We start from the raw sequence: 15160 nt of genomic DNA, 5'->3' as shown, positions 1-15160 counted from the left end.
TCATGGAAGACGTGGCGCGATCTTGCCGTATCGCCTGGCGCGAGATGCTACGGAGGGGAACAACTCTCTTGCGGGCACGTCATTCATGAGACGAGGGAGATGCCCATGAAAGTGCTCACGCGGCGATCGCGCTTGCAGCGATTTCCGGTCCCGTCATCGCGCAGAATACCGGACCGGCTCCGCAGTCCGGCATGGAGAGGCCGGAGAACACGAACGGTGCCACCGAGAAAGGGAAGATGGATACCACTGGCATGAATGCTCCTCAGGCCGATCGGCCCGGCAGCAAGGATGCCTCCAAAACCGAGCGCGGGACCGGCGGCAAGAAAAAATGAGTGCGGCCGGGCACGCAACGGCGTCAGTTGCGCGCGCAGCGATCGCCGAAGGCCATCATCCAGGGCTCGCTTCACGTCCGGCGGCGGCATTGCCCTTCGCCGCAGCCGCGCGGTAAGCGTCGATCGCTCTGTTGGCAAGCATCAACTGCCGGCGTTCACCGGCTCGGAGTTGGGCTTCGATCGAGTCGAGCAGGAAATTCGCGCTCTCGTCGGGCGGGCCGAGCTCGCCGCTCTTCTCCAGGCAGCTCCAGGCGATGAAGAATGCGCTTTCGACGGTGCAACGGATCGACATGCGCTGCCAACGCGGCGCGGCCGTAGGCGTTCCGTGCGGCGGGCGGGACTTGCGTCGGACCCGCCGCCGGAGTGGGTCAGTTCTTCAGCACAATGCGGCCGACGACCTTGCCGGCGCGCAATTCGTCGATCCATTTCTGCACGTCGCCCATCGGCTCCTCGCGCATCGGCGTCGGCTTGATCTTGCCGGCGCGCGCCAGCGCCATCAGCTCGTGGGCCTCAGCCAGTGTGCCGACCATGAAACCTTCGATGGTCATGCGCTTGTAGACCCATTGCACCATCGGCAGCGTGAACTGGCCGCCCATCAGGCCGGAGACCACGATCTTGCCGCCGCGCGCGGCGACCGCGACCGCGAACGCCATCGACTTCTCGTTGCCGGCGAAATCCACGATCTCGTCGAAGCCGCCCTCGGTCTCCTTGAGGATGCGCTTGATGACATCGGGCTCGGCCGGATCGTAGGCGAAGGCGGCGCCGTTCTTGAGCGCGGTCTCGCGTGCGGCCGGTGAGAGGTCGGCGACGGTGATCGGCTGCTTGAACATCGCCTGCGCGAACGACAGGCCCATCATGCCGACGCCGCCGAGGCCGATCAGCAAGAGGTTGCGCTGGCGCGGACGGTCGACCAGGCGCTTGAGCGCGCCATAGGCGGTGACGCCGGAGCACATCAGCGTCGCGGCCTGATTGACGGGAAGGGGATCGTAGTCGAGCAAATATTTCGCGTCGGGCACCAGCACGTGGGTGGCGAAGCCGCCGTCGATGGAGACGCCGAGGAAGCGCTGCTTGACGCAGAGGTTCTCGTCGCCATTGGCGCAGTCGCGGCACTGGCCGCAGCCGATCCACGGGAAGACAGCTTTTTTCGCGCCGACGAGGCTGGCTTCTACGTCGGGGCCGACTTCGTCGACGACGCCCGCGATCTCGTGGCCGAGCGTGAAGGGCAGCGTCATGCCGCGCGTCGTGTCGAGCTTCTTGCCGCCGCCGAGATCGGCATAGCCGTCCTGGATGTGCAGGTCGGAATGGCAGAGGCCGCAGCGCTCGATGCGGACGAGGACCTCACGGCCTTGCGGCTTGGGCGTGTCGACGATGGTCTCGCACAAGGGCGCATCGAACTTGACCAGGGACTGCCTGCGCATCAAGGCCATATTCCTTCCTCCGAAATTCCGATTATTCAGCTTCGCTTCGTATATCCGCCAATTCACGCGCCATGGCAACAAAGCCGGAAATGGGAATGGTCTCGGCGCGCCGCGTCGCATCGACGCCGGCGGCGCTCGCGAGCCGCGCGGGATCGACGCCCAGCGACTTCAGGCTTTGCCGCAGCATCTTACGGCGCTGGCCGAACGCGGCGGCGGCGACCTGCTCGAGCAGCCTGCGATCGCAGGGCAACGGTTCTTCGCGCGGCTTAAGGCGCACGACGGAGGAGGTGACCTTCGGCGGCGGCACGAAGGCGGACGGGGCAATGTCGAACAGGATCTTGGTCTCACAGCGCCAGTTGGCGAGCACGCCGAGACGGCCATAGGCCTCCTCGTCCTCGCGCGCCACGATGCGCTCGCCGACCTCGCGCTGGAACATCAAGACCATCATCTCGTACCAGGGCGGCCAGGGCTCGATGGTGAGCCAGTTGATCAGGAGCTGGGTCGCGATGTTGTAGGGCAGGTTGGCGACGATCTTTGCGCGTTCGCCTGAAAGCCGCGGGCGCGGATCGAAGGTCATGGCATCGCCATGCACGATCTCGAGCCTATCAGGATAGCGTGCCGAAATATCCTGCAAGGCCGGAATTGCGCGCTCGTCATGCTCGATGGCAATGACGCGCCGCGCGCCCAGCGCGAGCAGCGCCCGCGTCAGCCCGCCCGGGCCGGGGCCGATCTCGACAATGGTGGCGTCCTCGAGCGGCGCGGCCGCGCGCGCGATGCGCGCGGTGAGATTGAGATCGAGCAGGAAATTCTGGCCGAGCGATTTCCTGGCCGACAGCGCGTGCTGGCGAATGACCTCGCGCAGCGGCGGGAGGTCGTCGATCGCGCCCATCAGGTTTGGGAAGCGGCCATGCGGCTCGCAAGCTTGAGCGCCGCGATCAGGCTCGCCGGATTGGCCTTGCCCGTCCCGGCGATGTCGAAGGCGGTGCCGTGATCGGGCGAGGTGCGGATGAAGGGCAGGCCGAGCGTGACGTTGACGGCGTCGTCAAAGGCGACGGTCTTGATCGGGATCAGCGCCTGGTCGTGATACATGCAGACCGCGCAGTCATAGGTCTGTCGCGCGGCCTCGTGGAACATGGTGTCGGCGGGCAGCGGGCCCCTGGCCTCGATGCCGTCGTTGCGCAGCACTTTCAGCGCCGGGGCGATGACGGTCTGCTCCTCATGGCCGAGCGATCCCTCCTCGCCGGCATGCGGATTGAGCCCGGAGATCGCGATGCGCGGCTTTGCGATGCCGAAGCGGGACCTCAGTTCGGTGGCGACGATGCGTACGGTCGAGACGATCAGCTCGCCGGTGAGCTGGGCCAGCGCATCGCGCATCGAGACGTGGATGGTCACGGGCACCACGGCGAGCTGTGGCGACCACAGCATCATCACCGGCTGCGGCACGCGGCCGTTCTCCGCGGCAAGCTCGGCGAGGAATTCGGTATGGCCGGGATGGCGGAAGCCGGCGCGGTAGAGCACGCTCTTGGCGATCGGATTGGTGACGACGGCGCCGGCGCGACCCGCGCGCACGTCGAGGACCGCCTGACGGATCGAGGCGAGCGCGGCCGGCGCGCTCGATGCGTCGGGCTTGCCGGGCTCTGCGCTCGCGCGCTCGCCGGTCGCGACAACGGGCAGGGCATCGGTGAAGGCGGACGCGGCCTCGCCGGGGCCGACCGCAGCGATCCTGATGTCGGCGCCGAGCGCTTTGGCGCGACGCGCGATCAGCGCCTCGTCGCCGAGCAGGTAGAAAGCGGGCAGGTTCAGCTCGCGGCGCCTGAGCCAGGCTGCGATCGTGATGTCGGGGCCGATGCCGGCGGGCTCTCCCAGGGTGAGGGCGAGGGATTTTGCCGGGCGCGCTGCGGAAGGCTTGGCCATCAGCGGTTGCGATATTCGATCATCGCCGCCTTGCGGAGCTCGTCGAGATAGGCCTTCTGGGTCTTCTCGTACTTCTCCTGGTACATCTTCTCGCGGACCTCGCGCTTCTTCGGCGTGTCGATCATGGTCGGCTTGCGCGAGCACAGCACCACCATCTCGATGCCGGCCTTGGTCACCTCAGGCGCGGTCAAGTGACCGATCGGCGTGTCGTCGAGCACCTTGCGCAGCGGCTCGGGCAGCTCCGCGGTGGTCTTGGTGACGCTGTCGCGGATGGTGGCGTTCGGCGTCGAGCGGAACAGCGAGTTGGCTTCCTCGCAGCTGCCGACGCGGGCGCGATAGGTCTCGGCTTCCTTCTTCCGGGTTTCCAGGAACGCCGCCGACGAGCCGCGCGGCACGATCAGCACGATCGGCTGCATCTTGTATTCGGTGCCCTCGATCTGGAGCTTGTCGCCGGTCTGGGCCTGCACGGCCTGCGCGACGTCGCGCTCGCCGACCAGCAGCTTCTCCTTGAAGCGGCCGCGCACGAGGCTGGTCCAGACCATCTCGGCCTTCATGCGGCCCTTCAGCGTCTCGGGGCGGACGCCCTTGGATTCGAGCGACTTGGTGAGCTGATCCGGCGAGATGCGCATGCGCTGCGCCATGCCCTCGTAGGACTGGTTGACGTCGGAGACGCCGGGATCGACCCCGTACTTCTTGCCTTCCTTGAGCTTCACCTTGTCGTCGATCAGCTCGTTGATGACCTCCTGCCGGCTCGGGCTCTTCTGCGTCGTCAGCTGGTCGAGCTTGGAGCGCTGCTCGATGTCGAAATCGGTGATCGGATCGCCATTGACCATGACGACGATGTTCTGCGCGCGTGACGGCGAGGGCAGGGCGATCAGCATCAGCCCGGCACCGATGGCGAAAAGGAGGCGGAAGACAGGCAATGGGGTCGTCATGATGTCGCTCGCATGTCAGCCGCGTCGTGATGGAGCAGGCGCGGCCGGCACTTCAATCCCGTTCACTGGAGGCCGGCGGAACTGCTGCTCGTCGACGAGGTCGCCAACGTACGCAGGCCGATTTGGAACATGAACGCGTGGCTCAGCGTGGGCGGTGCGGTGCCCGCCGAATAGCTATACGAAGTTACATAGTTCGCCGCCAGCACGAAGCAATCGTCGACATAGCCGGCACCGAGCACATACTGGTTGATCTTGTTGGCCTCGAGGTCCCAGCGCGCCGAGCCCGATACCACCCAGTTGCTCGCGATCTTGATCGAGCCCGAAGTCAGGATGCCCTCGCGGCGGGTCAGATAGCCGAGCTCCGGCTGCGGCGCGTAATTGCCGTACAGCACGGCGACCGACCAGCGATTGAAGTTGGCGCGGCCCTCCGCCTCGAAGCGCTGCACGTTCCAGGTCTGCTCGTCCATGCGGGAGCGGACGCTGAACGTGTAGGTGCTGTTAGGCGAGTAGCTGGCGCTCGCGACGTAGTCGGACCGCGGCTTGTCGAGGCCGGAATCCAGGCCGGTGTTGATGGTGTCCTGGACCGCGAAGGAGTTCAGGCCGAACAGGTGGTAGGATTGGCCGAACAGCACCTTGACCGCGCCGCCCCTGTCGAACTGCGTGGTGGACTGCACGCCGACATTGGCGCGGCCGCCGCCCTCGACGCGGTCGTAGCCGGAGAACTTGTCGACGCTGAACAGGTTCGAGGCGTCGAACACCATGCTCTGGGCGTCCTCGTTCGGCAGCTTGCCGGCATAGGTCTCGTTCGGCCGGATGATGATCTGCGCGATCGGCTCGACGGTGGTCGAGCCCCAGGGCTGGACGTTGATGAACGGATAGCGGTACTCCAGGCCAACGGTCGGCATCAGGCGGAACGCCTGGGTGTCGCCGACCGGCAGGTAGTTCGACACGCCGGGCTGGTTGGAGACCGAGGAGTTGATCGCGTCGGCGCGCAGGCTCGCGAACGGCGTCCAGATCTGGCCGAACGGATCGGTGAAGGATTTCCGCCACTGCGCTTCCGCCGTGAGGCGCGTGTAGGTGCCGGGGAAGCCGCGCAGCAGGCACTGCGAGGGCATACGCGCCAGCGGATCGGCCGACGCCGTGGTGCACAGGCTGTTGGTGTTGGCGAGCGTCGTGATCGGATCGAACACCGCCTCGTCACGCGACAGGTTCACGAAGTTGGTCTTGTAGCTGAACTCGCCGCCGAAGACGGGATAGTTGAGCACGTTGGAGTAGTCGATCACCGGATAGACGATCGGCACCTGGCTCTGGTTGCCCGAATAGCTCAGCCAGTACATCGTGCGCGCATCGAAGAAGCTGCGGTTGCCGACGCCGGTCAGATAGAGCTGCGACAGCGCTTCCGTCGGCAGCAACAGGAACGAGCCGAGCGGATCGCGGTACTGATAGAGCCGGTAGTCCGAGAAGAAGTAGTAGTCGGACATCAGGACGCCGTCCCAGCCCCAGACCCATTTGTCGTTCAGAGCGAACTGACCCTTGGTGTCGACGGCGCCGCGGAACTGGCGGTCGCCGGGCTGTCCGGCAAATGCTCTGGGATCGAGCTGGTCGATGCCGTAAGCGCGGATCTGGTACGCGCCGTCGATCAGGCGCTGGCGGAATTCGCCCTGCAACAGCACGCCTTGCCGCGACAAGAAGCGCGGGGTGATGGTTGCGTCCATGTCGGGCGCGATCGCCCAGTAGTAGGGAACCTCGACGCCATAGCCCGTGTTCGTCGTGCCGGAAATATAACCCGGCATCAGGAAGCCGGATTTGCGCTTCACGGTCGGGTCGGGCGTCGAGAAATAGGGCATGTAGGCGAGCGGCACGCCGAAGAACTCGATCTGTGCCGTCTCGAAATACAGCATCTTCTCCTGCTGGTCGTGGATGATGCGGGCACCCTTGACCTGCCACAGCGGCGGCTTCTTCGGATCGTCCTTACACGGCGCGCAGGCGGTGTAGACGCCGTTCTCGAACACCGTGTAATTGCCGCTGGAGCGGTCGGCGCGGCTCGCGGCCATGCGGGTCTGGTCGGCCGTGTCCACGCGCAGCGAATCGACGAAACCGTCGCGGTAATCGTCGGAGAGATCCATGATCTCGGCATAGGTGATCTTGCCGTCGGCATCCGTCATGCGGATGTTGCCTTCGGCATGCAGCCGCTTGGTCTTCTGGTCGTAGATGACCCGGTCGGCCTCGACGCTGGTGCCGTTGTAGAACAGCTGGACGTTACCGACCGCGGAGACGCGCGAATTGTTGTAGTCGTAATCGACCTCGGTCGCCTGAACCAGCATCTGGTTGTCGTTGGCGACCTTCGGCGGCTTCGGACGCGGCGGCAGCGGATTGTAGGTGAAGCTCTGGGCCTTGGCCGGCGCCACGGCGGCAGCGTCGATCAGCCCGCCGAGCGAGGCAGCCGCGACGACAGCGATCAGGAGTCTGCGGACGGACAAGCCGCACCCGTTCGCGCGCACCAATGTGCGCCGCGTCAAACGAGACACGAGCCCTCGGTGGACGGCTATCACTATCCGTCCTCCTGATAGAGCAAGGCCAAAAAGCCGGTGAGGCCGCCCACCACAACGGGCAACCACGCCGCAGCGATCGGATGCATCAACTCAGCCTTGCTCAAATCCTCAGTTACTTTCGACAGCACGTAGAGCAGAAAGCCTGCGCCCACGCCACTCAAAACCATCCTCTGCACGCCGCCCATCCGGAAGAAGCGCAACGACACGGAGGCCGCGAGCATCACCATGGCTGCGAGCAAAAACGGCTGTGCCAGAAGCTTCTGATACTGGAGTCGGTATCCGGCTGTCGCGAAGCCCGAGCTTTCGGATGAGCGGATGTAGCTCGGTAGTTGCCAAAAGGACACAGTCTCGGGGGTGGAAAAGCTGTTGCGGACCTGCGCCTCGGTCAACGTGGTCGGAATCTCCAGGCTGGCCTGGTCGATCGGCGGCGCGTCCAGCGAGAAGCGGCGCACGCCCTTGAACAGCCAGCGGCCGGCCTCGAGCGTCGCCTCGCGCGCCTCGACCCGCTCCTTGAAATGCTGATCAGTGTCGAACCGGAACAGCGTGAGCCCGGTGAGCCGGATGCCCTGCTGCTCGCTCCGCGCTGCATTGATGATGGTCTGGCCGTCGCTGGTGACCTGATTGAGCCAGAAGCCGGAGGCGTCCTGGATGCCGCCGCCGGGCGCCGAGCCGAACAGCTCGGCTTCCATGCGCTTGGACAGCTCGCGCAAATTGGCCGACATCGGATTGTAGGCGACGGTGGCGATCACCCCGATCAAGAGCGCGCTGCCGAGCGCCGGCGAGATGAACTGCCAGGCGGAGATGCCGGCGGCGCGCGCCACCACCAGCTCGAGCCGGCGGGAGAGGGCGAGATAACAGGTCATGGCGCCGATCAGCATGCAGAACGGCGTCAGCTTCTCCAGGAGCTGCGGCACCCGGAACAGCGAGGTCTCGGCCACCATGATCGCGGAGGCGGATGCGAGCCCCGAGGTCTTGCGCACCATCTCGATGTAGTCGACCAGCACCAGCAGCAGGAAAATGCCGCCGAAGACGCCGAGCGCCGCGACCACGAAGCGGCCGGCGAAATAGCGCCCGAGTGTGTTGGTGAGCATGCTCATGCGGTGGCCGGACGTCCGAACAGCCGCGCGATCCGTGCGTTCGACCTGTTGATGGCTTCCATCAGGCCAGGAGGCGGCTCGACCACGACGCCGCCGATGATCATCCACAGCCCAGCGCCGATCGCGCCGAAAACCATCGCATATTGGACCAGCACCGGGGTCGGCGACTTCACTGCCATCACCGAGCAGGCGAAACCGGCCATGCGTAGGCCGAACACCGCGATGATCGATGAGGCGATCGAGAAGTTACGACTCTGGCGGGTGGTGCGCGGCGCTCCGAGGAAGGCAAAGGTCAGCACCGCAAAGGCGAAGGGATAGATCGGCGCGAGCAGGCTGTCATGCAAGGCCGCGCGGAACTGCCCTGGAATCTGCTTGTAGACGGGATCGTTCTCGGATGGCGAGAACAGCTCCCAGAGATAGAGCTCGCGGATGCCGAGGGTGACGTCGCGGCCCTTCGAGAATTTCGACATGTCGAAGCCGTAGCGGCCGAAGGCCACCAGCGCCGGATCGCGCTTGCCCGCCTCGAAGCGCTGGAGATTGCCGGTCTCCAGCACCAGGAACGAGCCGGTCTCGTTCTTCACGACCTCGCCGCGCTCGGCGACGATCGAGACGCGCTCGTTCCGATCCCGACGGTCGTCGATGAAGATGCCGGCAAGGATGCCGCCCGGCTGGCGTTCGCGAATCCGGATCGTGAGGTTCTCGTCGAGCCGGGCGAAGCGGCCGGGCTGCAGGATGTTGGTGAGCACATCGGCGGTGATCTCGGCATCCCACTGCTTGATGCGCCGCATGCCGTCGGGGGCGAGATAGGCCGCGATGAAGGCGACCAGCAGGGCCACCACGCAGGTGGCGTAGAAGAACGGATAAAACAGCCGGAACGGCGAGAAGCCGGCGGCATTCATCACGATGATCTCGGAATCGGTCGCGAGCTTGTTCAGCGTGTGCGAGATCGCGATCATCAGCGCGATCGGCGAGATGATCAGGACCAGGGCCGGGATCACGAGGCTGGTGATGCCGAGGAAGGTGAGGATGGTCTGACCCTGGCTCGTCATCAGGTCGATGCCGCGCAACGCCTGCGTAATCCAGATCACGCCGGTGAGGCTGACCAGGACCAGCGCAAACGACGCCAGCGTCGTGCGGAAGATATACCTATCGATCGACCCCATGCGCTACCGCACGAATTCCCACCAAGCCCCCAATGTCGACCAGAATTCCGGCGCTCCAACCAATCCCCGTCAGGGGATCCCCAAGGTCGGCCAACGGCTCTTCCAGCGGTTCATTCTCTCACTACCATCCCTTTGATCCGTCAACAAAATGGCTGCCCCGTGGCACCCTCATTATATGGTTAATATTTCGGCCGTTGTGGCCTCGCGGCCACGGCGGCGCTTGGCATCGGGCGGGCCGCTGGCCCATAGTGGGGGACGCCTCAGTGAATCGCCGTTCAGCTCCGGTTTGTGGCTGGAACTCCCGAACGACGAAAAGCCCCATGTTTTACAGGAGTTATCCATGTCCGATGCCATCAAGGTCGGCTTTGTCCCGTTGTCTGCCGCCCCCCGTGGCATCCTGGTCGTGTTCTGCGACGATGGCCTGAAGCTCGGCCCGGCGACCGCCAAGGCGCTGGGGGGCGCCGCCGACCTCGTGAAGCGCGCGGCTGCTGCCGCCGCTTTCAAGGGTAAAAGCGGGGTCGCGCTGGACATTCTGGCGCCGGAGGGCGTGAAGGCGACCCGGCTGATCGTGATCGGCGCCGGCAAGGCGACCGATCTGAAGGCGAAGGATTTCCTCAAATTCGGCGGGGTGGCCGCCAGCAAGCTGCCAGCTGGCACCGCCGCCATGACCATCATGGCGGAACTGCCCGGTGGCGCCATGACGAGCGAGCAGGCGGTTGCGACCGCCTCCGGCCTTCGCTTACGCACCTACAAGTTCGACCGCTACAAGACCAAGAAGAAGGACGGCGAGGAGGGCGGCTCGCGCGCCGATGTCTCGCTTGCGGTCGGCGATGCCAGTGCTGCGAAGAAGGCATTTGCCTCGGCCGGCCACGTCATCGACGGCGTGATCATTGCGCGCGACCTCGTCAACGAGCCGCCGAATGTGCTTTTCCCCGAGGAATTCGCGCGCCGTGCCGGTCAGCTCCGCAAGCTCGGCGTCAAGGTCGAGGTGCTCGACGTCAAGGCGATGCAGAAGCTCGGCATGGGCGCGCTGCTCGGCGTCGGCCAGGGCTCGGCGCGGCCGAGCCGCACCGTGATCATGCGCTGGGACGGGGCCAAGAAGGGCGAGGCACCGGTCGCTTTTGTCGGCAAGGGCGTCTGTTTCGACACCGGCGGCATCTCCATCAAGCCGGCCGGCAGCATGGAGGACATGAAGGGCGACATGGGAGGCGCGGCCTGCGTCGTCGGCCTGATGCATGCGCTCGCTGCGCGCAAGGCGAAGGTCAACGCGGTCGGCGCCATCGGCCTCGTCGAGAACATGCCCGATGGCAACGCGCAGCGGCCGGGCGACATCGTCACCTCGATGTCCGGCCAGACCATCGAGATCATCAATACCGACGCGGAGGGCCGCCTCGTGCTGGCCGACGTGCTCTGGTACATGGCGAAAAAGGTGAAGCCGAAATTCATGGTGGATCTGGCGACGCTGACCGGCGCGATCATGGTGGCGCTCGGCACCGAGCATGCCGGCATGTTCTCCAACAATGACGAGCTGGCCGACCGGCTGCTCACGGCCGGCATCGAGAGCGGGGAGAAGGTGTGGCGGATGCCGCTCGGCCCCGAATATGACAAGCTGATCGATTCCCAGTTTGCCGATATGAAGAACACCGGCGGCCGCCATGGCGGCTCGATCACCGCAGCGCAATTCCTGCAGCGCTTCGTCGACGGCACGCCCTGGGCGCATCTCGACATCGCAGGCACCGCCATGGGCGCGCCGAAGACCGACATCAACCAGAGCTGGGGAAGCGGCTATGGCGTTCGCCTGCTCGATCGCCTGGTCTCCGACCATTACGAGCGGAAATGACCCATCATGACTGAAGTGCTGTTCTACCATCTGCAAAACATGACGGTGGAGAACGTGTTGCCGCCGCTTCTCGAGAAATCGCTCGAGCGCGGCTGGCGCGTCGTGGTGCAGTCGACCTTGGAGGAGCGCGCCGATGCGCTCGACGCGCATTTGTGGACCTATCGCGACGATTCCTTCCTGCCGCACGCGACATGGCGCGTGAACGATGCCGCCGACCAGCCGATCGTGCTGGCGATCGAGGGCGGCAATCCCAACGGTGCCAATGTCCGCTTCCTGATCGACAATGCAGCGCTGCCGGGGGATGCACAGGGCTACGAGCGCATGGTGCTGCTGTTCAACGGCGACGATCCGGATGCGCTTGCGCTCGCCCGTACGGCCTGGACGGATTGCAAGGCGAAGGGATTTGATGTCACCTATTGGCAGGCCGACGAGCGCGGCCGGTGGCAGAAGCGCAGTTAGCCGCAATTAATGATAATTTGCACTTTTCGGGCGATGCTGGCTTCGGCCACCTTCGTGCCGCAAAGGGATGTTGGGACAATCGCTTAGGGCTGGTCCTTCACGCGGGGAATTAGTTTATCGTGCGACATCAAAAGCTTCCCGGCTCGCTCATGATTGCGTTGGCCGCCGTAGCACCGCTGGTCGCGGGCTGTTCGGGCGGCACCGATCTGTTGTCGAAGGACGCCGAATGGTTTCAGAGACCCGGCCGTCTCTTCATCAAGAACATCTCGATCGAATCGCCGCCGCTGACCCCCGACAAGCCCGTGGGGGCCGAGGACCTCGTCAGCGCCGACGGCGGCTGTCCCGGCATGGCGCCGCCACCCGGGCCGGCCGACGCCAACGCCTCGACGACGGCACCGATGGGCGGCACGGTCGCGCTCGGCCATACCGAATGCGACGTCGTGCGCGGCATCGGCGCGCCCTCGACCGTCAACCTGTCCAACGATGCCGCCGGCCGCCGCGTCGCCGTGGTGACCTGGACCACCGGTCCGCGTGCGGGCATCTACACGTTCACGGCTGGACGTCTGTCCTCGATCGAGGGCAATCCCGATCCGCAGCCGGTGCCGAGGGCGACTAAGCCGAAGAAGAAGCACGCGTAGGCGGGAATCGCCTGCGCCGGAGTGGACCGGCTTCCTTCATCATCGGAAGACCATTGTGCTGCTCCGCAGATCGCCATCTGCTTTGCCAGGCGTTCTGCGCCATTGGCGACAGCATCGAAAGCCGGGTTCACCGCCGATCCTCAGAGCATCGGCTTGAAGCGATCGGGTTGGCGAGCGCGGAAACGGCCCTTCATCCGGAAGCCGTCACGCATGTTGAGACCGAGAAGAGCAATGTTCGTCGCGCCGGCAAACAATTCGAGAATCTGCACCGCATAGAACGTAGTGTCGAACTCCGCGGCCTTCGCCTTGGAGGCGAGAAACAACGCGGCGGGAATGAGAACCAGGATGCCGTTGCCGGCGATGAACGGCATACGCTTGATCTTCGCACCGATCAGGCCGGCGCGCCGCCCCTTCGCCAGAAAGAAACCAGAGCCTCCCGTCACCGCCAGCGTCGGCAGCAGCAACAGGAAGCCCCAGGGTATGGCCGTCTTGACCATGGTTACGCTCGCGTGTGACGCAAATAGCTCCGTGAGAGCCGTGGAAAGCCAGAAGACCGCAATGGTCGTCAGTGCGAGCGCGCCCGCCACTGGGTGGATGCTCTTGGTCATCGGGTTCTGCCGTTTTCGAAGCGAGCTACGCGACGCAGATGCCGGGCACGGCGATCTTCTCGAACAGGTGCGGTGAGGCGACGGCGGATGGGGGATAGGCTGAGATCTTCGACCTGAACTCAGAGTGCGTGAATGCAGCTCGGAAGTGGGCAGTCGATTCCCAGACGGCATAGTTCAGATATGTCGGGCTATCGCCGATCGCGCGGTGAAGCTGGGTGGCAATGAAGCCCGGCTGCCGCTTCATGAACGCCGCATCGTCTTGCCAGACCTGGAGGAAGCTTTGCTCGTCGGCCTGATCGAGCGTGAACACATTCACCAGCACCACAGGGCTGGTCTCGATGCCGAGCTGACGTTCGATGGGAAAGTTAGGGTCCAGTGGGCGTAGGTGCGCCATGACGGGCTCCGATCAGGTTGGTGTTATGATGTCAATCTGGCATTATGGACAAGCTATCAATTTGACATTATGATGTCAATAAGGTTCTAAGGTGACTAATGCCGAAACTTCAACGAACGCCGGCCGGCGATGCGCTGACGGACCTCATGCTCGACTTCTTCCGGCTGAATAGCCTGCTCTTGACCGCGGGGGACCGCTTGGTGGCCAAGCTCGGGCTCACAAGCGCCCGCTGGCAGATTCTCGGCGCGATCGTGCAGGCGGAGCGCCCCCAGCCCGTGGCCTGGCTCGCCCGCGATCTAGGCGCCAATCGCCAAAACGTGCAGCGGATCGTCAATGACCTCCATGCGGAAGGCCTTGTTGCCTTCGAGGTCAATCCGCATCACCGCCGAGCGCAGCTCGTCGTACTCACTGACAAGGGGCGGCGCGCTTTCGATGCCGCCATGGCTTTGCAGGCGCCGTGGGTCAATAGCCTTTCGGAAGGGCTTACGGTCAAGGATCTGCAAACAGTTCGTCGCGTCGTCGCTGCCCTGCGGACGAAGCTTGAGAGCGAGACAGAGGTCCAGGCTTAGCGCAGGGCGAGCGGGCGAGACTTGACGGCAGCTCTTCGCGACGTGTTACCGGAACGCCTCTGCGGCCGGACGCCGTGCGGCGGAATCCGGGCCGCACGAGTTGATCGCGGTGGCGACCACACCCGGCTCCTTGCCCGCCCGGAGCAGCGGCGTCGCGATCGTGAGGCGACCGCAACACTCCTGATGAAGTCGCTTTCGTGATGGCCGCGCGGCCCAGAATGCGCTTTGATGGCGCCAACAACAATCCGGAGGAAACTATGCGGTTTTTCACTGCCCTCGTATCGGCTCTGCTCTTGCCGTTTGGCGCGGCATTCGCCCAGGACTATCCGTCGAGAACCATCACCATACTGGTGCCGTTCGCTGCGGGCGGGCCGACCGACACCATCGCGCGTTTGACTGCGGCCGGCATGGCGAAATCCCTGGGACAGCAGGTCATCGTCGAGAACGCGACCGGCGCCGGCGGTACCATCGGCACGACCCGCGCCGCGCGCGCCCAGCCGGACGGCTACACGCTGCTGGTCCATCATGTCGGCATCTCGACCGCGGCGACGCTGTACCGCAATCTCAGCTACGACACCAAGACGGCCTTTGCGCCGATCGGGCTCCTGACCAACGCGCCGATGACCATCATCGCGCGTCCGGACTTCCCGCCCAACACGCTCAAGGAGCTGGTCGCCTACGCCCAGCAGCAGGGCGACAAGCTGACCTACGCCAATGCCGGCCTCGGCGCAGCATCGCATCTGTGCGGCATGCTGTTCATGACGGCGATCCAGAAGCAGCTCACGACAGTGCCCTACAAGGGCAACGGCCCCATCATGAACGATCTGCTCGGTAAGCAAATCGATCTCACCTGCGACCAGGCGACGAACACCACCGGGCCGATCACGGCCAAGCAGGTCAAGGCCTATGCGATCACGACCAAGGAGCGGCTGAAGAGCCTGCCCGATCTGCCGACGGCGGACGAAGCCGGCCTCAAGGGTTTCGAGCTCGGCGTCTGGCACGGTCTCTATGCGCCCAAGGGCACACCGCCGGCGATCGTTCAGAAGCTGACGGCGGCGCTTCAGGCGGCACTCAAAGACCCCGCGCTGATCGCCCGGTTCAACGACATCAACACCGAGCCGGTCCCGCAGGACAAGGCAACGCCGGAGGCGCTGGGCGCGATGCTGACCAGTGAGATCGACCGCTGGGCGCCGATCATCAAGGCCGCCGGCCAGTATGCGGATTGAGTTGTTCCGGCGCGT

At 64.9% G+C, this 15160-nt stretch carries 16 protein-coding genes; 5 read left to right on the top strand and 11 right to left on the bottom strand.

What is annotated here, in order from left to right:
* Positions 1–115: 115 nt before the first annotated feature.
* The 9 genes from ACVIIV_RS27700 to lptF all read right to left on the bottom strand — a co-directional run bounded on the left by ACVIIV_RS27700 (position 116) and on the right by lptF (position 9411).
* On the bottom strand, positions 116–253 hold the full coding sequence (locus ACVIIV_RS27700) for a hypothetical protein (RefSeq protein ID WP_456746975.1): 138 nt from the start codon (positions 251–253) through the stop codon (positions 116–118).
* 134 nt (positions 254–387) lie between these two features.
* Positions 388–624, bottom strand: coding sequence for a hypothetical protein (locus ACVIIV_RS27695; protein WP_456746974.1), 237 nt, complete (start codon positions 622–624; stop codon positions 388–390).
* Positions 625–700: 76 nt separating this feature from the next.
* Positions 701–1759 (bottom strand): alcohol dehydrogenase, encoded by a 1059-nt coding sequence (locus ACVIIV_RS27690; protein ID WP_456746973.1) that lies wholly within the window; start codon positions 1757–1759, stop codon positions 701–703.
* Positions 1760–1781: 22 nt separating this feature from the next.
* A complete protein-coding gene (rsmA, locus tag ACVIIV_RS27685; RefSeq protein WP_456746972.1) occupies positions 1782–2639 on the bottom strand; it encodes a 16S rRNA (adenine(1518)-N(6)/adenine(1519)-N(6))-dimethyltransferase RsmA in 858 nt (285 codons plus the stop codon).
* On the bottom strand, positions 2639–3664 hold the full coding sequence (pdxA, locus tag ACVIIV_RS27680) for a 4-hydroxythreonine-4-phosphate dehydrogenase PdxA (RefSeq protein ID WP_456746971.1): 1026 nt from the start codon (positions 3662–3664) through the stop codon (positions 2639–2641). Before pdxA ends, rsmA begins: the two co-directional genes overlap by 1 nt.
* Complete coding sequence (locus ACVIIV_RS27675; protein WP_456746970.1) at positions 3664–4599, bottom strand: peptidylprolyl isomerase; 936 nt, start codon at positions 4597–4599, stop codon at positions 3664–3666. Before ACVIIV_RS27675 ends, pdxA begins: the two co-directional genes overlap by 1 nt.
* Before the next feature lie 62 nt (positions 4600–4661).
* Positions 4662–7151, bottom strand: a complete 2490-nt coding sequence (locus tag ACVIIV_RS27670) for an LPS-assembly protein LptD (RefSeq protein WP_456746969.1) — start codon at positions 7149–7151, stop codon at positions 4662–4664.
* A complete protein-coding gene (gene lptG, locus ACVIIV_RS27665; protein ID WP_456746968.1) occupies positions 7151–8248 on the bottom strand; it encodes an LPS export ABC transporter permease LptG in 1098 nt (365 codons plus the stop codon). Before lptG ends, ACVIIV_RS27670 begins: the two co-directional genes overlap by 1 nt.
* Positions 8245–9411 carry an LPS export ABC transporter permease LptF gene (gene lptF / locus ACVIIV_RS27660; RefSeq protein WP_456746967.1) on the bottom strand — a complete coding sequence of 389 codons (1167 nt, stop codon included), beginning with the start codon at positions 9409–9411 and terminating at the stop codon, positions 8245–8247. The genes lptG and lptF overlap by 4 nt, the downstream gene beginning before the upstream one ends.
* A gap of 340 nt (positions 9412–9751) precedes the next feature.
* Here lptF and ACVIIV_RS27655 point away from each other — a divergent pair, with 340 nt between their 5' ends.
* The 3 genes from ACVIIV_RS27655 to ACVIIV_RS27645 all read left to right on the top strand — a co-directional run bounded on the left by ACVIIV_RS27655 (position 9752) and on the right by ACVIIV_RS27645 (position 12348).
* A complete protein-coding gene (locus ACVIIV_RS27655) occupies positions 9752–11251 on the top strand; it encodes a leucyl aminopeptidase (protein WP_456746966.1) in 1500 nt (499 codons plus the stop codon).
* A 6-nt stretch (positions 11252–11257) separates the two neighbouring features.
* On the top strand, positions 11258–11710 hold the full coding sequence (locus ACVIIV_RS27650; protein ID WP_456746965.1) for a DNA polymerase III subunit chi: 453 nt from the start codon (positions 11258–11260) through the stop codon (positions 11708–11710).
* Positions 11711–11868: 158 nt separating this feature from the next.
* A complete protein-coding gene (locus tag ACVIIV_RS27645) occupies positions 11869–12348 on the top strand; it encodes a hypothetical protein (RefSeq protein ID WP_456748845.1) in 480 nt (159 codons plus the stop codon).
* Between the two features lie 140 nt (positions 12349–12488).
* Here the strand turns inward: ACVIIV_RS27645 and ACVIIV_RS27640 are convergent, their stop codons facing one another.
* Both ACVIIV_RS27640 and ACVIIV_RS27635 read right to left on the bottom strand, forming a co-directional pair.
* A complete protein-coding gene (locus tag ACVIIV_RS27640) occupies positions 12489–12956 on the bottom strand; it encodes a hypothetical protein (protein ID WP_456746964.1) in 468 nt (155 codons plus the stop codon).
* Between the two features lie 25 nt (positions 12957–12981).
* Positions 12982–13350, bottom strand: coding sequence for an antibiotic biosynthesis monooxygenase family protein (locus ACVIIV_RS27635; protein ID WP_456746963.1), 369 nt, complete (start codon positions 13348–13350; stop codon positions 12982–12984).
* 98 nt (positions 13351–13448) lie between these two features.
* On the opposite strand from ACVIIV_RS27635, the gene ACVIIV_RS27630 reads away from it, so the two are divergent.
* Both ACVIIV_RS27630 and ACVIIV_RS27625 read left to right on the top strand, forming a co-directional pair.
* Positions 13449–13919 (top strand): MarR family winged helix-turn-helix transcriptional regulator, encoded by a 471-nt coding sequence (locus ACVIIV_RS27630; RefSeq protein ID WP_456746962.1) that lies wholly within the window; start codon positions 13449–13451, stop codon positions 13917–13919.
* 257 nt (positions 13920–14176) lie between these two features.
* On the top strand, positions 14177–15145 hold the full coding sequence (locus ACVIIV_RS27625) for a tripartite tricarboxylate transporter substrate-binding protein (RefSeq protein ID WP_456746961.1): 969 nt from the start codon (positions 14177–14179) through the stop codon (positions 15143–15145).
* Positions 15146–15160 lie beyond the last annotated feature (15 nt).

The organism is Bradyrhizobium sp. USDA 4354, assembly GCF_054060315.1.
The sequence above is the reverse complement of the archived record's forward strand: the minus strand, read 5'-3'. Positions and strand labels throughout refer to the sequence as shown.